Origin of the sequence: Aquimarina penaris, assembly GCF_040786285.1 — a bacterium.
GTDB lineage: Bacteria > Bacteroidota > Bacteroidia > Flavobacteriales > Flavobacteriaceae > Aquimarina.
On record NZ_JBFMKQ010000004.1, the window covers coordinates 470,477 to 492,844 of the forward strand.

Below are 22,368 nucleotides of genomic sequence, written 5' to 3' on the forward strand. Positions count from 1 at the left end.
TTATTATTGTCGCAAAACTAAAAAAGTTAGACATGACTAACAAATTAAATTTGAATAATTTAACAAAAAGTGAAGAAGATTACTTAAAAGCTCTTTTTCAGTTGCTTGTAGAGGGTAATTCTCCTAAGGTTGGTAATAACCAGTTAGCAGAGTATCTTAAGGTGTCTCCGGCATCAACAAATAATATGATTAAGAAGTTGAAGGTTAAAGAATATGTGGTGAGCGAAAAATATGGAAAACTTGATTTAACAGATGAAGGTAAGTCTATTGCGGTTAGATTGATTCGTAAACATAGATTATGGGAGACATTTCTTTGTGATTATTTGAACTTTACCTGGGATGAGGTTCATGAGGTTGCAGAACAGTTAGAACATGTAAAATCCCATAAATTGATCAATGAATTAGATCGATTCATGGATTTTCCCAAGAAAGACCCTCATGGTGAATTGATTCCTGGTGCAGATGGTGATTACTCGATTTTACCTAAGGTAATGCTGTCTTCATTATCAGAAGGAGATGTTTGTCAATTAGAAGCTGTAAATGATGGATCGGTTAATTTTTTGAAATATGTTTCAGAAATAGGTTTAGTATTGAGTAGTGAGATAAAAATTATTGAAATAAGAGAGTTTGATAAATCTATTCGGATAGAGTTTAATAATGGGATAGAAACTGTAACACGTAAATTTGCTGATAATGTATTTGTTAAGAAGATCCTGTAATTTTGTAAATGTTAAAATAGAGTTAGGCTATAACAATGTTAAAGAATAGCTGTTATCTTTGGGTATCACACAATCAATTTATGGAGCTTAATTTAAAAAAGCCGATATGTTTTTTCGATCTTGAAACTACCGGTGTAAATATTTCTAAAGATCGAATTGTCGAAATTTCTATTCTAAAAATATTTCCAAATGGTACTCAGGAAAGTAAAACCTGGTTAGTAAATCCTGAAATGCCTATTCCTCCAGAAACTACCGCCGTACATGGTATTGATGATGCTAAGGTTGCTAATGAACCTACATTTAAACAGCTGGCGACTAAAGTTAGTGAAATGATCAAAGGATGCGATCTGGGAGGGTTTAACTCTAATAGGTTTGATATCCCTTTATTGGCAGAAGAACTACTAAGAGTAGGACTCGATTTTGATATGAAAAATACAGTTGCAGTTGATGTGCAAACCATTTATCATAAAATGGAAAAAAGAACATTATCAGCGGCTTATAAATTCTATTGTGACAAAGATTTAGAAGATGCTCACTCTGCCGAGGCAGATACTAATGCTACATATGAGGTTTTAAAAGCTCAACTGGATCGATATTCTGAATTAGAAAATGATATTAAATTTTTAGCAGACTATAGTTCTCGAAAACAATACGCCGATTTTGCTGGTTTTATTGCTTATGATGATAATGGGAAAGAAATCTTCTCCTTTGGTAAACATAAAGGTAAGTTGGTAGAGCAGGTTATGGATGATGAGCCGGGATATTTTGGATGGATACAAAATGCAGATTTTCCCTTATATACTAAAAAAGTTCTTACTGCAGTTAGACTTCGTAAACTGAATAATAGTCTAAATTTATAACCTCTAATAGCATCTTTACCTAATGAAACTTATTTGTATAGGACGTAATTATACAGATCATATCGAAGAACTGGAAAATGAAAGACCAACGGATCCTGTGGTTTTCATGAAACCGGATACTTCAATCTTATTAAAAAAACAACCTTTTTTTATTCCCGATTTTTCTAACGACGTGCATCATGAAGTAGAAATATTGGTAAAAATCAAGAAGGTCGGAAAATATATTGATAAAAAATTTGCTCATAAATATTATGATCAAATCGGTTTAGGAATAGATTTTACTGCTCGTGATCTGCAAAGTAATTTAAAAGAAAAAGGATTACCATGGGAGAAAGCCAAGGCCTTTGATGGTGCTGCTGTTATTGGTAATTGGGTTGAAAAAGATAAGTTGGGTGATGTTAACGACATTGATTTTCATTTAGAGAAAAATGAGGAAATTGTTCAGCAAGGAAACACCAGATTTATGTTATGGAAGATTGATGAATTAATAGAATATGTTTCAAAATATTTTACTTTAAAGATAGGAGATGTTATATTTACAGGAACACCTGCAGGTGTTGGTCCTGTAAAACCAGAAGATATTTTGACAGGATATATTAGCGACAAACAAATTTTTTCAATAAAAGTAAAGTAAATGAGCAAAGGATATAGTTTAAAAAATGTAGATGAATTATCTGGTGGCGATAATGAGTTTATAGCTGTGTTAGTACAAACTTTTTTAGAAGAAATACCGCCAGATCTTGATAGCATGGTGCAAGCTGTAGAATCAGATAACCCACAAATGGCATATCAATATGCGCATAAGATGAAACCTAATCTTCAATTATTTGACATTGATCTTTTATCACAGATTAAACAGATAGAGGCATGGTCTAAGACAAAAAAAGCTAAAGAAGAAATAAAGCCTGTTCTTGATCATATTGTGGTTACTGTAAATGGTGCTATTGAGAATTTGAAAGCCGATTTTCAATAAACTGTATGCTGGCGGAAATAATTACCATAGGAGATGAAATTCTTATAGGTCAAATTATCGACTCTAACTCTGCTTTTATTGGCAAAGCGCTCAACAAGATAGGTGTCGATGTCCTTCAGATTACTTCAATACGTGATGATAAACAAGATATTTTAAATGCTCTAGAAGAAGCTCGAAAACGAGTAGATATTATACTGCTTACAGGTGGTCTTGGACCTACAAAAGATGATATTACGAAGCATACTTTTTGTCAATATTTTAACGATGATTTAGTGCAGAATGATGTAGTACTAAAACATATAGAAGAGTTATTTGCGAAATATATTTCTACACCGATTTCTGATATTAATCGTCAACAAGCATTAGTGCCTGGTAAATCTACTGCTCTAATGAACCTTTACGGTACTGCTCCTGGAATGTGGATGGAGCAAAACGATAAAGTGTTTATATCTATGCCTGGAGTTCCTTATGAAATGAAAGGTTTAATGAAAAATGAAGTGCTGCCCAGGTTACAAAAAAGATTTGATAGACCGTATATCATCCATAAAACCGTACTTACCTATGGTATGGGAGAAAGCGCAATAGCTGCAAAAATCGAAGATTGGGAGGATAACTTGCCGTCATTTATTAAGTTAGCATATTTGCCTAATCTAGGTAGAGTGCGATTACGTCTTTCGGCTAGAGGAAAAGATAAAAAACTTCTTGAAGATACTATCGAAACTAGAGTAGAAGAACTTCAACGAATTATTGGAGAAATTATAGTGGGGTATGAAGAAGATGAGACGATAGAAGTAAGGATAGGTCAATTACTAATTAAAAAAGGTAAAACACTCTCGGTAGCAGAAAGTTGTACAGGAGGTAAAATTGCACAATCTTTTACTAGAAATGCAGGGGCATCTGCGTATTTTAAGGGAGGAGCGGTTACTTATGCCACGCAATCTAAAATTGATGTTCTGGGGATAGATGCAAGTGTTGTTGATAAACATACGGTAACTAGTGCAGAGGTGGCAGAAGCTATGGCATTAACTGTTAGAGAGAAGTTTAAATCAGATTACGCAATTGCAACTACCGGGAATGCAGGACCCCAAAAAGGAGATGGCGATGTAGAGGTGGGAACCGTTTTTATAGCTATTGCTACTCCAGATACAGTTTTTTCGAAAAAATATGTATTTAGCAATCTACGAGAGAAAACAATTGGTAAAGCAGTAGTTAAGGCGTCAGAAATGCTGCTTGATGAATTAATGTAGATGTTTTTAATAGACTATAGGTTATTTATCCATTGGATGCTTCAGCTACACTATTAAATTGTTTAAAGGGTATTTTTACAAAGCGTTTTTCAATTTCAACATTTATAGTGCTTGTTGTAGTATAAGTAACTACGGCAAACCCTTTAAAATTAGGCATGTCTATACCTGGGCACTGTAGGTGGTTTAAAGGGGAGATTGCATAGGAGTTTATTCTGTTTGAAATGTATCCAAAAGATTTTTCGTTGCCATAATGCTTATTAATCAATGGAATTAATTTATTGGTTTGTTCTAAATTGACTTTGGCTCCTTCTATGATCTCTGCAATAATATATTGATTATAAAAGTAGTACGTACCTATGTTCGTAATATATTTTTCTAATAAATAATCTGTTGTATCGCTTTTCATTATTCTAGATTTTGGGATATATGAATTTACTAAAGAATTACAGGTATAATTCTTCTTAATCTTGCTACTTTAAATTAGGTTTTAAGAAGTTCGATGAAAGATTTTTCGCGAAAATATTATAAAAACAACTTACCTACTCGCTTTAATCTGGAGTAATTATTTCTTCTGTCCAACGAATGGCATCCTCGAGATTGTTAAAAATATTTGTAGGTATATTTAGGAATGACTGTTCTAGTTTTGCAACTCCATTATTAATAGAATTATAGCTAACAACACCATACCCTTTTAGATTAGGAAACATTTTTGAGGATTTAAAGTGCCCAGTAGGGCTAATAGAGTAGGAGTTTATTCTGTTTGAAATATATATAAAAGGAATTTTTTTTCCATAATATTCATTACACAGCTCAAGTAATCTGGTAGCATTGTCATAATCGAAAATAATACCTTCTTTCATTTCAGAAATCACAAAATTCTTATAAAAAGAAACAGATCCAATATTTAGATCATGCTTTTTAATTAAATTTTTGGTACTACTCTGGATCATTTAAAAAAGTTGTTAGCTAACTAATATACAATATAGTAGCGAAAAAATCAAAAATCTCATAATTTGTTTTGCCTTGAACATCTTTGTTAATTAAAGAAAAGAAGAGAAAAAATAACATACAATGAGTAGCTTTTTACAATCAATCTGGTAAAATTAATTTTTCAACCCATTCAATTGCGTTTTCTAAGGTATAGAATATTTCGGATGGTTTACTTAAAAAAGCTTTTTCTAGTTCGGCAACTTTATGACTTACAGGGTTGTGAATAACCACTGCGACTCCTTTTAGGTTTGGAAACAATTCTTTGGATTTCATATGAGCCGTTGGCTCAAAAGAATAGGAGTTTATTCGATTTGAAATGTAAACAAATGGAGTTTTGTTTCCATAATAATGTTTGCCAAGTTGAAATAACTTTGTCGCTTTTTCAAAATTAAAAACAATTCCTTCGTTTATTTCGGTGACTACAAAATTTTCATAAAAATAGACAGAGCCAATATCAAGAACATGCTTCTTGATGAGCTTTTTATTAATCTCTCGGGTCATAATATATAAGTTGGTAGATCCAAGATAAACTAATGAATGCTAAAAATCAATATTTAAAGATTTTTCTGAACTCTCGTTTACTTTACTTCAGTCATTTTTTTAGACCAGATAATCCCATCTTCTAGGGTATCGAAAACCTCTGTTGGGATATCTGCGAATGTTTTTTCAAGACATGCTATTTTATGATTCACAGGATCGTATGTGACTATTGCGTAGCCTTTAAGATTAGGGAATTTTTTTGCTGACCCATGAATTCTGGTGGGTTTAAAAGAATATGAATTAACCCTGTTAGAAATGTAAACATAAGGAATCGTACCTTTGTAATATGTTTCGATTAGCTGATATAGTTTCTTTCCGCTTTCAAAGTTAAGGTCAGATCCTTCGTTAACTTCACCAACAACAAAATTTTCGTAGAAATAAAATATTCCTATGTCGATTTCATGCTTTTGGATAAGTGATCCTTTAAAGTTTTCAACCATTTTGATGGATTTGTATTGCTAAAATATATAATAAATATGAAAATTTATGGTTTGACCATATGCATGTTGAGGTAAATGTTTTTTTGCGTGAGCAAAACCTCCTAATTTTCGTTTTGAGAGACAGGAAACAGGGAAAATAAAAAAACAGAAAAAATTACTAAACTATTATTGGTGGTTCACTAAATAATTCGTTAATTTGCACCCTGTTTTGAAATAATACCAAAATTAAGAAGAGATGTCAAGAGTTTGCGAGCTTACAGGTAAAAAAGCAATGGTAGGAAACAATGTTTCTCACGCGATGAATAAAACAAAACGTAAATTCAATGCGAATTTGATCAAAAAGCGTTTTTATATTCCAGAAGAAGATCGATGGATAACACTAAAAGTGTCTACTTCGGCATTAAAAAATATAAATAAGAATGGGATCTCTGCTGTTTTAAAAGAAGCAAGAGCTAAAGGTTTTTTAACTAAATAATTTCCCCTTTTTAAAAGATACTACAAATGGCAAAGAAAGGTAACAGAGTACAAGTAATCTTAGAATGTACAGAGCATAAAGCTTCAGGTAAACCTGGTACATCACGATATATTACAACAAAGAACAAAAAGAACACTCCGGATAGAATGGAAATAAAGAAATTTAATCCTATTCTAAAGAAAATGACTGTTCATAAAGAAATTAAATAATAAGACATGGCAAAGAAATCAGTAGCATCGTTACAGACAGGGTCAAAAAGATTAACTAAGGCCATTAAAATGGTAAAATCTCCTAAAACTGGAGCTTATACTTTTGTCGAGTCTATCATGGCACCAGAGGCTGTAAATGACTTTTTAAAGCAAAAGTAGTTTCCCTTTTAAAATCTTTTAAAAAGAAGCCGTTTCAATTGTATTGGAATGGCTCTTTCTTTTTATATTTAGGTAGTCTAATTAAGCGAATTCAATTTTTGAATTTACAGTATATTGAATAATAGAAATGGGAATTTTTAAGAATATATTTTCTTCAGAAAAAAAGGAAACACTAGATAAAGGATTAGAAAAATCTAAAGCAAGTTTTTTTTCTAAATTAGGTAAAGCAGTAGCCGGTAAGTCCAAGGTTGATGATGAGGTGTTGGATGAACTTGAAGAGGTGTTGGTCTCTAGTGATGTTGGGGTAAAAACCACCATCAAGATTATTGAAAGAATAGAGAATCGTGTAGCAAAAGATAAATATTTGGGAACAGAAGAGTTGAATCAAATATTACACGAAGAAATAGCTAATTTACTCTCAGAAACTAATGTAGGTGAAGCGGTAGATTTTGAAATCCCTAAAGACAAGAAGCCCTATGTTTTAATGGTTGTTGGAGTTAATGGAGTGGGTAAAACTACGACTATTGGCAAGCTGGCACATCAATTTAAAAACAAGGGATTAAAAGTTGTATTGGGAGCAGCAGATACGTTTAGGGCAGCTGCTATAGATCAATTACAGGTGTGGGCAGATAGAGTTGATGTTCCTATTGTTAAACAAGCTATGGGAAGTGATCCCGCTTCTGTAGCATTTGATACCTTGCAATCTGGAGTCAATCAAGATGCAGATGTTATCATTATTGATACGGCAGGACGATTACATAACAAGGTTAATTTGATGAACGAATTAACGAAAGTAAAACGAGTGATGCAGAAGGTCATTGGGGATGCTCCACATGATGTATTACTTGTTTTAGACGGATCTACAGGTCAGAATGCTTTTGAACAAGCAAAACAGTTTACAGCGGCTACAGAAGTTACTTCGTTGGCAGTAACAAAACTAGATGGTACGGCTAAAGGAGGAGTGGTTATTGGTATTAGTGATCAGTTTCAGATTCCTGTAAAGTATATTGGAGTAGGAGAAGGTATAGAAGATCTTCAAGTGTTTAATAAATATGAATTTGTTGATTCCTTTTTTAAATAAACACAAAAAAACCTTCAAAATAATTGAAGGTTTGTTCCCCAATATTACACAACCTTTGTTATAAATAATTCCCGTTTCACAAAGATTGTGTATAGGGATTGGTTAGCTTGTTTTTATTAGTATTAGAAAAGTCATAAAAACACAATAGACGACTAAAAATGCTCCGCTGATTAGAATTCTGTATTTTGACATTGTTTTGATTGGCTTTGACATGAGTTTGTGATATTCGTAACCATTTGTAATGCGTTATGCATTTTTTATTTAATTACATTAAATAATGTTTGTCGCTACAACTTGGCAATCTGTATGATAGAGTATTCTGTTTTACATCTTCTGTAATAAAAAAGGATAGCGCAGTACTTTTCCTTATGGTTAGAAATACCTCTGTATTTATAGTCGCATTCGTACTATCTATTTTATTTGATTTTTTCTTAGATGTAATTACTAAGGTGATAAAAAATAATACAGCAATAATGAATACTATACTAAACGCAGTTTTTAGGGTATTTCTCATAGTTCTGGTTTGTTTAGGGCATTATGATAATATTACATTATTTCGATTTAAAAAATAACTGATCTTTACTTATACCGTCATCTTCTCTTTCTAGTTGTATTTGGTTTTCTTTTACTTTTTTTATGTCCCAGATGGTATTAAGTTTGTCTAAAGGTGCTTCTGTACCAAAATCAAAATTTACTTCCATTTTTCCTTCAGAAGTAGTAGATACAGACCAAGTACCATTAGTGATCTCTCCAGTCACTTCATTCTCAATAACCACAGTGTTGTCACTAGAAAAGTTGAATACAAAGTCTTTGTAATTTTTTGATTCATTGCTTTCGTTATCCTTATACTTTAGGATCTCCCATGTTCTATTTGTGATGGTTTCTGAGAAGTTACTATCGTTGTCATCGTCATCGTCATCGTTGTCATCATCATCATCGTCGTCGTCATCATCGTCGTCATCATCGTCGTCATCATCATCATCGTCATCATCATTATCATCGTCGTCATCATCATCATCATCATCGTCATTACAATCATTGTTTAAAGCAGCTTCAATAGCATCTTCTAAACCATCAAGGTCATCGATGTTAATTTCGGATCCATCAGAAAGAATAACCGTAATCGGAAAGCTAATATTTACAACATCTTCTTCATCAATATTTTTGATGAACAGATATAGGTCTTTATCGTTTTGGAAAGTTACTGTAGTAATTAATTCACTTTGAGTGTCAAAAGCAGAAGCAGAAAAAGGATACTGGTAATCGATACATGCAATGTGCTCATCATCATCACTATTATCCTTACTATCACAATCGTTTACAAGTTGATTCAATTGATCACTAGTGGTTACTATATTTTCAGAAAAATTGGTAAAAAGCACAGTGATCGGGAAACTAAAAATAATCTCATCCGAATCATCAAAAACATCTTCTAATGATTCTAAATCTTCTTCAGAATTAATTGCAATTTCTTGTCCATTTGCGGTGATTGTGTATGGCAATATAATGCTAAAACAACTTGAATTATCAATGCTATCATCTATAGATCCATCATGAGAAGTGGTGCGTAACATTAAGTTTGCGACCTTAGAGTTTACCTTTAGAGATTGGTTGTCTGGAGCTTGAGTTAATTCGTCTGACTCGCTTCTACAAGAAGTAGTAAATACCATTATAGATACTATAATAAGGAGTAGAATTGAATTTGTTTTGATGTTCATAGGGTATAATTCTTTCACAATAATGGGTATAATTATAACAACTAACATATAAAAAATCCTTTTTTCTTTTTCTTTTTTTTACATTTAACCTTAACAAAATCGTCATAATGCCAAAAGACTTGCATGAAAATGTCTGCGAGGAAGAGATGTTTTCGAAGCTCTATACTAAGTATTCAAAAGATTTATACAATTACCTTTATTATACATATGGAGAATCATTAGGTCCTAATGATAAAATGCAGGATGCCTTCATTAAATTATTGGATAATTGTAAAAAAGTAACTCCATCTAAAGCAAAAGGATTTTTATTTAGTGTTGCAAAAAATATGATGCTTAACGAGATTAAACATCAAAAAGTTGTCTTAAAACACAGGGAGATAAAACCAAAAGAATACACCAACGAGTCTCCCGAGTTTATAATTGAGCAAAAACAATTTTTACAGAAATATCAAAATGCACTAGCTAAATTAACAGAAGACCAAAGGGTCGCTTTTTTGTTAAATAAAGTTGAAGGTAAAAAACATGCCGAAATAGCCGAAATGTTAGGGGTTACAAAAAAAGCTGTAGAGAATAGAATCTATACTGCTTATAGAAAACTTAAAAGTGAAATTGAAGGATTTGAATAAATTTCAAATTATTTAAAGGAAAAACAAAAACTTAGTTGTTTTATATATAGAAGAACTTTTATAATGGATAAAGAATATCTTATAAAAAAATGGTTAGCAGATGAATTAACAACATCTGAAGCTAAAGCTTTCGAAGAATTAGATGATCATAAAATGCATTTAAAAGTTCTTGAGGGAGCTCAGTATTTTAAAGCTTCTGAGGTTTCTAAGGTTGCCAATCTGGATACGTTTTATAAGAAAATTGAAAATAATAATGCACCAATTGCCAAGAGTAGAGCCTGGTATACTCCTTTTTTAAGAGTAGCAGCTATTTTAGCGGTAGTATTTGGAGTTGGATCACTTTTCTTTTTAAATACTGGGTCCAGTATTAGCTCTATGGCTAATGAAAAAATTTCTTTAGCATTGCCCGATGCATCTGCTGTGGTATTAAATGCAAAATCAGAAATAGTATATAATAAACGTAATTGGAATGACAAACGAGAAGTAGTTCTTGATGGTGAAGCTTTTTTTAAAGTAGCCAAAGGATCAACCTTTGATGTAATCACTGATGCCGGTAAGGTAAGTGTTTTGGGAACACAGTTTAATGTCAAAAATCGTAAGGGATATTTTGAAGTACAGTGTTTTGAGGGGTTGGTAAATGTGCAATACGATGAATACTCTAAAAAATTACCAGCAGGATCTACTTTCAAGGTTGTCGAGGGAGTTGTTACTACAGATGTTACTTCTAATACCGAGCCACAATGGATTAATAATATAAGTAATTTTAAAAGTGTTCCATTTCATGAAGTTATTCTTGAATTTGAAAGACAGTATGATGTTGTTTTTTCGTTAGAAAATATAAATACTTCGCGTATATTTACAGGAGGGTTTGTTCACACAAATTTAGAAGATGGGTTAAAATCCATAACTTTACCTCTAGATCTGGAATATAAAATTGACTCAAAAAAGCATATTACACTATATAAGAGTAAATTATAGTCGGCAAAATATTGCTCTCATATGGCTATTTCTTGTGTTTTGTGTTTTTTCTTCTGGTGCGCAAGAGGTAAATGATAAAACAATACCTCTGGTAGATGCCATTTCTAGTATAGAGGGGCGGTTTCAATATAAATTTACGTTTGCAGACGATACTATCGAAGGTGTCTTTATAGCACCAATTCAACATAAGCTTTCTTTTGAACAAATTTTAGAATTTCTAGAGCTACAGACAGGTTTAAAATATAGTGTGCTGGCTAACAATTTTGTGTCAATTAATAAAAAAAGTAGTTCTTTTATAATTTGTGGTAATCTTAAGGATACATATACTAAATCAGCACTAGAAGGTGCTACTATTCAAGGAAAAAAGTCTTCTGCCATAAGCGACAAAGATGGGAAATTTGAACTCGAAGTATTTACATCCACCGAAACTATAATTATAGGGCATTTAGGATATGAGACCGTTTATCGACTTGCTGATACTTTTGTAATTGATGACTGTTCAGAGATTTATATGGAGCCTAAAACCGAAGCGTTATCCGAAGTAATACTTCATAATTATATCACCAAAGGTATTGATAAAGCTAATGATGGAAGCTTTCAAATAGATTATAAGAATTTCGGAATTCTTCCTGGTCTTATTGAAACAGATGTTTTACAAACTGTACAGGCATTATCTGGTATCCAAAGTACAGATGAGACCGTTTCGAATATAAATATTCGAGGAGGGACTCATGATCAGAATTTAATACTCTGGGATGGGATAAAAATGTACCAATCTGGACATTTTTTTGGATTGATATCGGCAATTAATCCTTTGATTACAAGAAAGGCAACATTACTAAAAAATGGTACTAGTCCAGAATTTACAGATGGAGTTTCGGGAACCATTGTTATGAATACGGATACAGCGATTAATGATCGTTTTGGAGCAAGTTTGGGACTAAATATGATTAATGCTGATGCTTTTGCAGATATTCCTTTGGGAAAGCAATCGTCATTACAAATCACAGGAAGAAAATCAATTAGAGATATCGCAGAAACACCAACATACTCGCAATACTTTAATAGAATATCTCAGGATAGTGAAGTTGATGAACAAGAATTATTAACTTCTGATATTGGTTTTGATTTTTACGACATTAACTTACGATGGAATTATAATATCACAAATACAGACAAACTAAGAGTTAATTTTTTAACGATCAATAACGAACTTGTTTTTACAGAAAATGCTACTATAAATAATATCTCGCAATCCAGGCAAAGTAGTTTAATACAAAGTAGTCTAGCTGGTGGAATATGGTATCAAAAACAATGGAATGATAAACTAAGATCAATTTTGCAGATATACGAAACTGATTATAGTCTTAAATCTATAAACGCTAATCTTCAAGAAGAGCAACGTTTTTTACAAGAGAATAAAGTTTCGGAAACTGGAATAAAATTAAAGGGATACTATGATATCACCGAAAAGGTAACCTTGCTCAATGGTTATCAATTTATAGAAACCGGGATTTCTAACCTCAATGATATAGATACACCTGTTTTTAGAGAGAAAAGAGATAGAGTTATACGTACACACAGCTTATTTTCTCAAGTGCACTATGCGCCCCAAAAAACCACCTCTTTTAACCTTGGGATACGCTATAATTATAATGATAAATTTAACACTCATATTATTGAGCCAAGGCTAAGTTATAACCAAAAAGTTCTTAAGTATTTTAATATTGAACTATTAGGAGAATTCAAACATCAAAACACCTCTCAAATTATAAATTTTCAGAATGATTTTTTGGGTATAGAAAAGAGAAGGTGGATTTTGTCTAATGATAATGATATCCCGGTAGTTAAGAGTAGACAAGCTTCCTTGGGTATACAATACAGTAGATTTGGTTGGTTAATAAATGCAGAGGGGTACTACAAAAAAGTAACAGGTATAACGGCTAGAAGCCAAGGGTTTCAGAATCAATACGAGTTTGTAAGATCGATAGGTGATTTTACCGTAAAAGGTCTGGATTTCTTGTTGAATAAAAGGTATAAAAACCTGAGTGCATGGATGAGCTATTCTTATGCGTATAACACATATACCTTTGAAGCATTTGATGAACGAATATTTCCTAACAATGTAGAAATTAAGCATGCCGTAACCTTAGGATCTTCGTATTCTTTTCGTGATTTTAAAATCTCTGCAGGTCTAAACTGGAATTCGGGTTTACCTACAACCAGACCATTGCCCGAAGATCCTATTTCTGGGGATCAAATTAATTATCAAGACTCAAATAGTAGTAGGTTGGATGAATACTTTAGGTTAGATATCTCGGCTACCTATGATTTTAAAATTAGCAGCAAAATCAAGGCCCATACCGGAATATCTATCTGGAATCTTACAGATAAAGAAAATGTGATTAATACATACTACCAAATTAATCAGCAAAACCTACCTCAAGAAGTAGTTGAATCATCTTTAAATATTACACCTAATGCTACGTTTAGGGTGTCTTTTTAGAGGTTAAGATTAATTAATAAGTAAATTAATTCTTTCCCATAATTCGTTATCAAAACTTGAAGGGCCTAATAGGGTTTCTCCTGCATCTTCTCCCATTCTTACAATAACTAAGTTTTGACTTGGAACCACATATAGTTTTTGATCATTAGCTCCTAATCCGGCAATAAGGTCATCGGGGGCATTTGGTATAAGTTTTCCAGAGAATGGCATTTGGGCTGCAGGAGGTATAAAACTACTTTTTCCATTCAACCACCATAAATATCCATAAGAAGGATTTAGATCTTGAGAAGTAGTTGTCATATCATCAAAGTAATTTGGATCCGAAAGTAATGCTTCTTTATCCCAGGTACCTTCGTTTAGGCTTAATAAACCAAAACGAGCCATGCTTCTTGCTGTACTATAATATATGTTGACATATCCAAAACTCAACCAGGTACCGTTCATGCCTATTTTATTTCTTATTTTGGAATTAAAATAACTATCAAATTCTTGATTTACTGCATCAGAAATTATATCGGTCAGCAAGGTATATCCGGCATTATGATAATACCAGAAATTATCAGGCTGGTTAAGATATGTGAGACAATCTATATCGGTACAGTTTAGATTAGAAACATTATAATCAAGTCCTGTGGTCATGGTTAAATGATTCTTAATTGTGATAGCGTTTTCCTGTTCTGGTGTAATCATGGCCCATCCTGCACCCAAATATGTATTTGAAGCTTCGGTAATTGATAATAGACCCTCTTCTTGGGCAATGCCAACGGTGAATGCGGTTAAAGTTTTTCCAGCAGAAAACCATGGATTATCATCTTCGGCTGTTGCGCCATTAAAATATTTCTCAACAACGATTTTACCATTTTTTAGAATAATAAAGGATTTTGTCGCTTTTTCTTCCAGGAAATTATAAAGTGGCTCCTCATTATTCAGATTCCACCCCAAGTCTGATATTGACGTTGTTTCCCAATTGTTAGAATTTATCGGAGGAAAATATAATCCAGTTGCATCCGTAGGATCGGGATTGCCCGAATTTGAATTATCTTCTGAATCAGAACTACTATCAGAACATGAAATACTTAAAATAAATAACAAAAGTAAGGGTACAAGAATCTTGTTCATAATATGGGGTTTGTAGATTTGGACTACACAATATACAAAAGGTTTAATAAAGGCTACATTATTAATATTTATAGATATTAGATTTATAGTCGATACTTTACTTAATCATTGTATCTTTGCACACCTTTATTGAAAAGATATGAGAACGAAGACTTTAAAAAAGAACAAGATCAATGTTGTAACACTAGGTTGTAGTAAAAATGTTTACGATAGCGAAGTGTTAATGGGGCAATTACGGGCCAATAATAAAGAGGTTGTTCATGAAGAGGAAGGAAATATCGTAGTGATTAATACTTGTGGTTTTATTGCAAATGCAAAAGAAGAGTCTGTCAATACGATTTTAGAATACGTACAGAAAAAAGAAGAGGGAGATGTTGATAAAGTTTTTGTTACTGGATGTTTATCAGAAAGATATAAGCCGGATTTAGAAAAAGAAATTCCTGATGTAGATCAATATTTTGGAACCACAGAACTCCCGGGATTATTAAAAGCATTGGGGGCTGATTATAAACATGAATTAATAGGAGAACGTTTAACCACAACTCCTAAGAATTATGCATACCTAAAAATTGCTGAAGGCTGCGATCGACCTTGTTCATTTTGTGCAATTCCGTTAATGAGAGGAAAGCATAAATCGACACCAATTGAAGAGTTAGTTGTAGAAGCTGAAAAATTAGCTGCCAACGGAGTTAAAGAAATAATTCTGATTGCACAAGATCTTACATATTATGGGTTAGATCTTTATAAGGAAAGAAAATTAGCAGATTTACTTAAAGAATTGGTTAAAGTTGAAGGAATCGAATGGATTCGTTTACATTACGCATTTCCTACGGGATTTCCTATGGATGTATTAGAGGTCATGAAACAAGAGCCAAAAGTATGTAACTATATCGATATTCCGCTTCAACATATAGCAGATCCTATTTTAAAGTCTATGAGAAGAGGAACTACTAAGGCAAAAACCACTAAACTTTTAGAAGAATTTAGACAAGCTGTACCAGAAATGACTATTCGTACTACGCTTATTGTTGGTTATCCCGGAGAAACTCAAGAAGACTTTGAAACGTTAAGAGACTGGGTCAAGGAGATGCGTTTTGAACGATTAGGGTGTTTTACCTATTCTCATGAAGAAAACACGCATGCTTTTAATCTAGAAGATGATGTTCCCGAAGAAGTAAAAATGCAACGCGCCAATGAAATCATGGAAATCCAATCACAAATTTCCTGGGAACTGAATCAACAAAAAATAGGGCAGGAGTTCGACGTCATTATTGATCGTAAAGAAGGACAATACTTTGTGGGAAGAACAGAATTTGACTCTCCAGATGTTGATAATGAGGTGCTTATTGATGCTTCTGAATTCTACCTAAAAACAGGTGAGTTTGCTACAGTAAAAATAAATGAAGCAGAGGATTTTGATTTATATGCAGAGCCTATATAACTACATACTATGTTAGTTTAAAATTGGAAAGTAATTTTTAATCGCACTCTCTAGTTTCTCAACAGTTAGCGGTTTTTTTAGGTACATGTTAATTTCGGGAATTTGATTCGCAGCATTTTCATCGTCTGGATTTATGCTGGTGGTAAGCATAGCGATTACAATTCTATCTTTTTGTTTTTCAGGTAATTTCTTGTATTCATCAATAAAATCCCAACCATTCATGCCCGGCATATTGATGTCAAGAAATATGATCCCTGGTCTGGGGTATTCTTCCATAGGATGCTGGCTCATCCCTCTAAGATAGCTTAACGCTTCAGTAACAGAGCTGTTCACTTTGATGGCGACATCTAGGTCTGCACGCTTTATTACTTTTTTATTTATAAAATTAGTGATCTTATCATCATCCACCAGGATGATACAATCTAAACCGGTTATCTTTTTCATGTGTTAAGATTTTATTTTGGTATTAATGGTAAAGAAAAAAGAACTTCCTTCTCCAGGTTTAGATTCTACCCATATATCTCCATCATGTAATTCGACGATTTTTTTACAATGAGATAAACCTATACCTGTACCAGAATATTCTTCTTTAGAATTTAATTGTTGAAAAATGGTAAAGATTTTTTCTGAAAATTTCATATCCATCCCAATCCCATTATCCTCAATCTTAAATTGCCATGCTTTAGGTTGCTTGTGTGCAGAAATTTTGATTACAGATTGTGCCTCTTTTTTTCTAAACTTAATTGCATTATTAATCAGATTCTGAAACAGTAATCTCAACTCGGTTTGATACCCCAAAAGAGTGGGTAATGTATCAATTTCGAGATTTGTATTGGCTTCAGAAATAGAAGAAGCAAGATCCTCTTTTACAGCTTTTATAAGTTCATTACAATCTATTTGTTCTAGTTTTGATCTTTGTCCTAAGCGAGTGTAATCCAGTAAAGCAGTGATTAATTGTTTCATGCGATCTGTAGATTCATTTAAAAAAGAAAGCGAATCTCTTCCTTCTTGATCTAGTAAATCTCCGTACTCTTCAATTAATATTTCGGTTAGACCAGTGATGGATTTTAGTGGTTCTTGCAGATCATGTGATGCTATATATGTAAACTGCTCTAACTCTTGATTTTTATGTTCTAATTTTTTGGTATATTTTCTCGAATTTTCTTCAGCTTTTTTTCTTGCGGTTATATCAATAACCGATGCGAGTACCATTTGACCATCAGATGTTTCCATAGGATTTAGACCAATTTCAACAGGGAATCTATTAGTATCTCTATCTATAGCATATAGATCTCTTCCTGATCCCATTGATCGAACTTCTGGATTTTTTGAAAATTCTTTTCGATACTTTGGATGATTTCCTCTTATTTCATTCGGAATCAAAATCTCTATTTTTTGCCCAAGAAGTTCCTCTCTACGATATCTGAATAATTTTTCGGTTTGTGTATTTACAAGTCGTATTACCCCTTTTTTATCAACTAAGATCATAGCGCTAGAAGCAGATTCTACTACCAACCTGAAACGCTCTTCGGCTTTTTTTCGCTCAGAAATATCAATAATAGAGGCTAATACTAAATTGCCATCTACAGTAACAATAGGGTTTAACCCAATTTCTACCGGAAACTCAGTTTTGTCTTTTTTTATAGCATAAAGTTCACGGCCAACACCCATCATCCTTGCCTTTGGGTTTTTAAAAAAGGAGTTAAAATGCCCCGGATGTTGTGATTTAAACCTTGCAGGGATTAATATTTCTATTTCCTGACCAATAATTTCTGCACGTTCATATTGAAATAATTTTTCAACAAAGGCATTGGTATATGCTATTTTACCTTTCTCATTAACAAGAATTAAGGCATTAGGCGAGGCATCTACCATAACCTGAAAAGTAAGCTCGGTGTGCTTGTATTGGGGCGTGGGTATACTCATTAAAATTAGTTTTGACGTTAATAAAAAAACTGACTAAAAACTATTTTTGACGATGGTTACATGAGTAATTACGTATCGAAGATAATAAATATTAACAAATTATTTATACGGTTTTCCGCAATCAATTTGGATTATGTATGAGTTTGATGCCAACAAAAAAAAGGAAGCTCAAGATGGGCTTCCTTTTTTAATCTATAATAGGGTCTTTTATTTTAGGGCTAACTCAAATGTAAAGAGAACTATTACGATTTGGGGTTGATAATGTAGCAGTAGTTCTTCTGCGTTAAATTATAAACCTCTGTTTGGGTCATTATACTCATCGATAATTTTTTCTTGATCAGTGTCAGGACCGATAGTCGTATCATTTTCTAGAGTTACGGTTTGCTCATCAAATGATTCAGATTCACAAGAAAATAAAGTCACACTAAGGATAAGTAGGAAAGATAATTTTTTAATCATGTCTATAAATTTAAGTTTGTTTTTTATTCGTTTAAATCGGCGGCAAATGTATGTAAAAAAGGATCACGAAATCACAATTTATTTTTAAGGAATTGGCTATAAAACGAAGGTTTAAGAAAAGGTAAATTGAACATCCTTTAAAGGATGTAAGGTGGTTTTTTTCAATTCAACAATGGCTTGAAGAAATCAGGTTCGATTTTATCAATTTTTAGGAGTTTTTATTGAATAATTGATAATTCTAAATTTGTTAAAATAACCTTAATAATTAACAATTAAGTAACATTAGAGCCTATTTTTATGTTATTTTTATTGATATTTCAATAAAAATCAATTTTTTGTATCAAATTAACATGATAAAAAGCAAATAGGATTGGTCTTGTTAAAGATTAAGGATGCACTAAATTGATATGGTAATTTTAAGCCTAATTTGGTGCTAGTTTTTGAGTTTTTTTATCGTTTTTGAGGCTAATTTATCGATATAAATTTGTTTCAACCCACAAGGTTTTGGACTATTCTGTCTTGGGTATTCCTAAAACATATAAAATTTCACTTGGTTTTCCTTTGGGTATATCAATTTCCCAATTGAAACTGTCGGTATTATGTAATGTAGAAATCATTTCATGTAATTCACTTTTAGGATTAAGGTTCGGGATTTTCGTGACAATCCTATATGGATAAAGACCTTAAACCTTCATATACTACAATACTTACAGCATTGGCTAAATTTAAGCTTCGTATATGTTCGTTGTATAAAGGGATTTTATATGTTCTATCTTTATGGGTTTCGATAATATGTGATGATAGACCTGTAGATTCTTTTCCAAATATAAGATACATATCGTCCTCATACTCGATAGACCAATGCGTTTTGTGACCATGACTAGAAAAAAATGCCATTTTCTTATCTTTATTTATGGCAAAAAATTCTTCTGTACTATCATAAATCTTTAGTGAGATATGTTTCCAATAATCAAGTCCGGCGCGTTTTAATCTCTTGTCACTTAACTCAAAACCAAAAGGTTTTACTAAATGTAAATTTGATCCTGATGCTAAACTTAACCGACCAATATTACCCGTATTCGTATGTATTTCAGGTTCTATAAGAACAATATTATATGCCATTATTTATGATGTCTTAAAGAGGGTCTTTAATTTTTAGACTGGTTTTCTTTACTGAGATACCTATTTGGTATTTTGTTATCTTCAGTTTCATTAGTGAATGTGGTACTTGCTATCCACCATCTATCATTTGCATATATCAATTGATAGCTATTAATGCCTCTTTTTTCATAGGTTCCGATGAGATTTTTACAATAATAACTCTGAAACACATTTGCGATTCCGTTGTATTCATTAATCGTTAATCCTAGTGATATTTCTTCAAAACCATCTCTTTTGTATAAAGGCCCCACATTTCTTACGAATTCTTCTAAATTCATTACTCGTATCTGTTTTTTTGGTGGCGCTTTCCGGTTGATAAAGATTTTTTGTGCCCTTGGTAAAAACAAGCTTCTATATTCATCCCAATTTCTTGGTTCATCTTTTGCACCTGATATTAATTCTATCATCTTATTCGTAATGCCTTCAATTGATTTGACAGAAACAGTGTCTATTTGAGCATTTCCGAAAAAGGAAATCAATAGGAATATTGTGACTATTATATGTTTTTGCATTGTATTAAATTTTGATTATTTCTTTTTAGCAGCTTTGATTCTCCTCTAGAGTTAATGTTATTTAAGATTTGGAACCGGAAATCCTCTATCTCTCATTAATGCTTCGATCTTGGCATCACGCCCTCTAAATTTTCTATATGCATCTGCCGGGTCCATCGCATTACGAGGTGCAAAAAGGTATTTAACTAATTTAGAAGCTACTTCTTTGTCATAGAACCCACCCGGAGCTTCAGCAAAGGCCTCTGCTGCATCTGCAGTAAGTACATCGGCCCACATATAGCCATAATATGCTGTAGCATATCCTTCACCAGAGAATACATGCCCAAAATGTGGTGTACGATGACGCATTACCAATTCTTTTGGCATTTTTAGTTCTGTCAGGGTTTCTTTTTCGAATTTGTCTACATCTAAATTGGTAGGATCTGCTAAATGAAATTTCATATCCATCAGGGCAGAAGCAAGGTATTCTGTCGTACCAAATCCTTGATTAAAGGTAGCTGCTTTTTTTACTTTATCTATTAATGCTTTTGGCATTGGCTCACCGGTTTTGTAATGCACCAGGTAATTATCAATTACTTTATCGGTAGATAACCAACGTTCTAATAATTGAGATTGAAATTCGGTATAATCACGAACACCATTGTTTAGTGTTGGATATCTCACTTCTGAAGCAAAAAAATGTAGTGCATGTCCAAATTCATGGAAAAAAGTAGTCGCATCATCCCAGGATACTAAAACGGGTTCTCCCGGTGCTGGTTTTACAAAATTAGAGTTGTTTGATCCCAGTACAGTCTTTTTACCATCAAAAGTAGTATGACTTCTATATGTATTTGCCCATGCGCCAGAGCGTTTTCCGGTTCTGGCAAAAGGATCCAGGTACCAGAGCCCAATATGTTCTCCAGAAGTTTTATCATTTACTTCCCATACTTTTACATCTTCATGAAATACGGGTACTTTACCTTCTTCAACCGGGGTGAATTTAAAATTGAACAACTCTCCCGCGACAAAGAACATAGCTTCTCTTAATTTATCTAATTGCAGGTATTGTTTTACTTCATCAGAATCCAGGTCGTATTTCTTTTTTCGCACTTTTTCTGCATAGTAGCGATAATCCCATGGCTCTATAGTGATAGTATCTTTATTGGCATTTGCCAGGGCTTGCATATCTGCGACTTCTTCTTTTACACGAGCAATAGCAGCAGGCCAAACGGCATTCATTAATTTCATGGCATTTTCTGGGTTCTTTGCCATTCTATTTTGTAATCTCCAGTCGGCAAAATTATCATACCCTAATAACTCTACTCGTTCTTTGCGCAGTTTTAGGATTTGAGTAATATTATCATTGTTATCGTGTTTGTCACCATTATCACCTCTAGAATAATAGTTTTCCCATACTTTTTTTCGTAATGCTCTCTCATTAGAATAGGTAAGGAATGGGGCCATAGAAGAACGAGTATTAGTTACGGCATATTTTCCTTCATGACCACGGTCTTTTGCTGCTTTTGCATAGGCATTTATCAAAGACTCAGATAGACCACTTAATTGATCTTTAGTTACATAGGTTACATATCCTTCTTCATCTGCTAATATGTTATTAGAGAAATTAGTGTACAATTCTGATAGCTCTTTATTAATTTCGGCATAACGTTGTTTTTTTTCTTGATCCAATTCTGCTCCTTTCATGGCATAATCTTCATAAATCAATTGTACAACTCTTTGTTGATCTTCTTCTAATGGAGTTTTTAAAGAGTTTTCATAAACGGCTTTTATTCGTTGAAATAATTTTTCGTTTTGAGAAATCTTTGATCGAAATTCAGATAATTTGGGAGCCATTTCTTTTTGAATTTCCCTGAATTCTGGAGAAGACATATTACTTCTTAAAATTCCATAATATGTAAAAACTCTATTAAAATCTGCTCCAGATTTTTCTATTTCTACAATAGTATTCTCAAAAGTAGGAGCTTCTGGATTGTTTGCGATAGTATCTATTTCTTTAAGATTGATTTCCATCGCTTTCTGCAAAGCAGGTTTTACATCTGTAATATTTACCTTATCAAATGCAGGAGTACCACCATAGGGCCCTTCCCATTCTTCTAATAATATATTCGATATGTTTTCAGATGTATTTGTCGTCACAGTTTCTTTCTTTTTTTGAGTACAACTTGTAATAAATACAATAGCAGAAAGTAGTATTGTTTTCAATGTTGCTGGGATGTGTAAATTAGCCAT

At 32.8% G+C, this 22,368-nt stretch carries 26 protein-coding genes; 13 read left to right on the forward strand and 13 right to left on the reverse strand.

Annotation, left to right across the window (positions count from 1 at the left end; translation table 11 throughout):
- Positions 1–32 precede the first annotated feature (32 nt).
- From ABW637_RS19065 to ABW637_RS19085, 5 genes are all read left to right on the forward strand, one after another.
- Entirely contained in the window at positions 33–719 is a 687-nt protein-coding gene (locus tag ABW637_RS19065; RefSeq protein ID WP_367586318.1) for a metal-dependent transcriptional regulator, read from the forward strand.
- 80 nt (positions 720–799) lie between these two features.
- Positions 800–1,579 carry an exonuclease domain-containing protein gene (locus tag ABW637_RS19070; protein ID WP_367586319.1) on the forward strand — a complete coding sequence of 260 codons (780 nt, stop codon included), beginning with the start codon at positions 800–802 and terminating at the stop codon, positions 1,577–1,579.
- A gap of 22 nt (positions 1,580–1,601) precedes the next feature.
- A complete protein-coding gene (locus ABW637_RS19075) occupies positions 1,602–2,213 on the forward strand; it encodes a fumarylacetoacetate hydrolase family protein (RefSeq protein WP_367586320.1) in 612 nt (203 codons plus the stop codon).
- Positions 2,214–2,552, forward strand: coding sequence for an Hpt domain-containing protein (locus tag ABW637_RS19080; protein WP_367586321.1), 339 nt, complete (start codon positions 2,214–2,216; stop codon positions 2,550–2,552).
- A gap of 5 nt (positions 2,553–2,557) precedes the next feature.
- Positions 2,558–3,799 (forward strand): CinA family nicotinamide mononucleotide deamidase-related protein, encoded by a 1,242-nt coding sequence (locus tag ABW637_RS19085; protein WP_367586322.1) that lies wholly within the window; start codon positions 2,558–2,560, stop codon positions 3,797–3,799.
- 25 nt (positions 3,800–3,824) lie between these two features.
- Here the strand turns inward: ABW637_RS19085 and ABW637_RS19090 are convergent, their stop codons facing one another.
- From ABW637_RS19090 to ABW637_RS19105, 4 genes are all read right to left on the reverse strand, one after another.
- Entirely contained in the window at positions 3,825–4,205 is a 381-nt protein-coding gene (locus ABW637_RS19090; RefSeq protein WP_367586323.1) for a hypothetical protein, read from the reverse strand.
- Positions 4,206–4,347: 142 nt separating this feature from the next.
- The gene (locus tag ABW637_RS19095; protein ID WP_367586324.1) at positions 4,348–4,749 is read right to left on the reverse strand and encodes a hypothetical protein; all 402 of its coding nucleotides are present in this window, start codon (positions 4,747–4,749) and stop codon (positions 4,348–4,350) included.
- 139 nt (positions 4,750–4,888) lie between these two features.
- Complete coding sequence (locus ABW637_RS19100; RefSeq protein WP_367586325.1) at positions 4,889–5,290, reverse strand: hypothetical protein; 402 nt, start codon at positions 5,288–5,290, stop codon at positions 4,889–4,891.
- 77 nt (positions 5,291–5,367) lie between these two features.
- Complete coding sequence (locus ABW637_RS19105; RefSeq protein ID WP_367586326.1) at positions 5,368–5,769, reverse strand: hypothetical protein; 402 nt, start codon at positions 5,767–5,769, stop codon at positions 5,368–5,370.
- Between the two features lie 235 nt (positions 5,770–6,004).
- On the opposite strand from ABW637_RS19105, the gene rpmB reads away from it, so the two are divergent.
- The 4 genes from rpmB to ftsY all read left to right on the forward strand — a co-directional run bounded on the left by rpmB (position 6,005) and on the right by ftsY (position 7,693).
- Complete coding sequence (rpmB, locus tag ABW637_RS19110) at positions 6,005–6,244, forward strand: 50S ribosomal protein L28 (RefSeq protein ID WP_210195611.1); 240 nt, start codon at positions 6,005–6,007, stop codon at positions 6,242–6,244.
- Between the two features lie 26 nt (positions 6,245–6,270).
- Positions 6,271–6,453, forward strand: coding sequence for a 50S ribosomal protein L33 (gene rpmG / locus ABW637_RS19115; RefSeq protein ID WP_027395522.1), 183 nt, complete (start codon positions 6,271–6,273; stop codon positions 6,451–6,453).
- Between the two features lie 6 nt (positions 6,454–6,459).
- A complete protein-coding gene (locus ABW637_RS19120) occupies positions 6,460–6,612 on the forward strand; it encodes a DUF4295 domain-containing protein (RefSeq protein WP_201922289.1) in 153 nt (50 codons plus the stop codon).
- Positions 6,613–6,739: 127 nt separating this feature from the next.
- The gene (gene ftsY / locus ABW637_RS19125; protein ID WP_367586327.1) at positions 6,740–7,693 is read left to right on the forward strand and encodes a signal recognition particle-docking protein FtsY; all 954 of its coding nucleotides are present in this window, start codon (positions 6,740–6,742) and stop codon (positions 7,691–7,693) included.
- A gap of 265 nt (positions 7,694–7,958) precedes the next feature.
- Here ftsY and ABW637_RS19130 read toward each other — a convergent pair whose 3' ends face one another.
- Together ABW637_RS19130 and ABW637_RS19135 are read right to left on the reverse strand one after the other, a co-directional pair.
- Positions 7,959–8,207 (reverse strand): hypothetical protein, encoded by a 249-nt coding sequence (locus tag ABW637_RS19130; RefSeq protein ID WP_367586328.1) that lies wholly within the window; start codon positions 8,205–8,207, stop codon positions 7,959–7,961.
- A gap of 37 nt (positions 8,208–8,244) precedes the next feature.
- Positions 8,245–9,411: a hypothetical protein gene (locus tag ABW637_RS19135; protein ID WP_367586329.1), complete on the reverse strand. Its 1,167-nt coding sequence runs from the start codon at positions 9,409–9,411 to the stop codon at positions 8,245–8,247.
- A 107-nt stretch (positions 9,412–9,518) separates the two neighbouring features.
- On the opposite strand from ABW637_RS19135, the gene ABW637_RS19140 reads away from it, so the two are divergent.
- The 3 genes from ABW637_RS19140 to ABW637_RS19150 all read left to right on the forward strand — a co-directional run bounded on the left by ABW637_RS19140 (position 9,519) and on the right by ABW637_RS19150 (position 13,521).
- A complete protein-coding gene (locus tag ABW637_RS19140) occupies positions 9,519–10,037 on the forward strand; it encodes an RNA polymerase sigma factor (protein ID WP_367586330.1) in 519 nt (172 codons plus the stop codon).
- Positions 10,038–10,100: 63 nt separating this feature from the next.
- On the forward strand, positions 10,101–11,015 hold the full coding sequence (locus ABW637_RS19145; protein WP_367586331.1) for a FecR family protein: 915 nt from the start codon (positions 10,101–10,103) through the stop codon (positions 11,013–11,015).
- Positions 11,016–11,049: 34 nt separating this feature from the next.
- Complete coding sequence (locus tag ABW637_RS19150) at positions 11,050–13,521, forward strand: TonB-dependent receptor (protein WP_367586332.1); 2,472 nt, start codon at positions 11,050–11,052, stop codon at positions 13,519–13,521.
- A gap of 9 nt (positions 13,522–13,530) precedes the next feature.
- On the opposite strand, the gene ABW637_RS19155 is transcribed toward ABW637_RS19150, so the two are convergent.
- The gene (locus tag ABW637_RS19155) at positions 13,531–14,640 is read right to left on the reverse strand and encodes a serine hydrolase domain-containing protein (RefSeq protein WP_367586333.1); all 1,110 of its coding nucleotides are present in this window, start codon (positions 14,638–14,640) and stop codon (positions 13,531–13,533) included.
- 139 nt (positions 14,641–14,779) lie between these two features.
- Between ABW637_RS19155 and rimO the strand changes: the two genes are divergently transcribed.
- Positions 14,780–16,081, forward strand: coding sequence for a 30S ribosomal protein S12 methylthiotransferase RimO (gene rimO, locus ABW637_RS19160; RefSeq protein WP_367586334.1), 1,302 nt, complete (start codon positions 14,780–14,782; stop codon positions 16,079–16,081).
- Positions 16,082–16,093: 12 nt separating this feature from the next.
- On the opposite strand, the gene ABW637_RS19165 is transcribed toward rimO, so the two are convergent.
- The 6 genes from ABW637_RS19165 to ABW637_RS19190 form a co-directional block, all read right to left on the reverse strand.
- On the reverse strand, positions 16,094–16,525 hold the full coding sequence (locus ABW637_RS19165; RefSeq protein WP_367586335.1) for a response regulator: 432 nt from the start codon (positions 16,523–16,525) through the stop codon (positions 16,094–16,096).
- A gap of 3 nt (positions 16,526–16,528) precedes the next feature.
- Positions 16,529–18,007 carry a sensor histidine kinase gene (locus tag ABW637_RS19170; RefSeq protein ID WP_367586336.1) on the reverse strand — a complete coding sequence of 493 codons (1,479 nt, stop codon included), beginning with the start codon at positions 18,005–18,007 and terminating at the stop codon, positions 16,529–16,531.
- A gap of 288 nt (positions 18,008–18,295) precedes the next feature.
- The gene (locus ABW637_RS19175; RefSeq protein WP_367586337.1) at positions 18,296–18,466 is read right to left on the reverse strand and encodes a hypothetical protein; all 171 of its coding nucleotides are present in this window, start codon (positions 18,464–18,466) and stop codon (positions 18,296–18,298) included.
- Positions 18,467–19,132: 666 nt separating this feature from the next.
- Positions 19,133–19,588 carry a tRNA (cytidine(34)-2'-O)-methyltransferase gene (locus tag ABW637_RS19180; RefSeq protein WP_367586338.1) on the reverse strand — a complete coding sequence of 152 codons (456 nt, stop codon included), beginning with the start codon at positions 19,586–19,588 and terminating at the stop codon, positions 19,133–19,135.
- Between the two features lie 26 nt (positions 19,589–19,614).
- Positions 19,615–20,139, reverse strand: coding sequence for a hypothetical protein (locus tag ABW637_RS19185; protein WP_367586339.1), 525 nt, complete (start codon positions 20,137–20,139; stop codon positions 19,615–19,617).
- Positions 20,140–20,196: 57 nt separating this feature from the next.
- Positions 20,197–22,368 (reverse strand): M3 family metallopeptidase, encoded by a 2,172-nt coding sequence (locus ABW637_RS19190; protein WP_367586340.1) that lies wholly within the window; start codon positions 22,366–22,368, stop codon positions 20,197–20,199.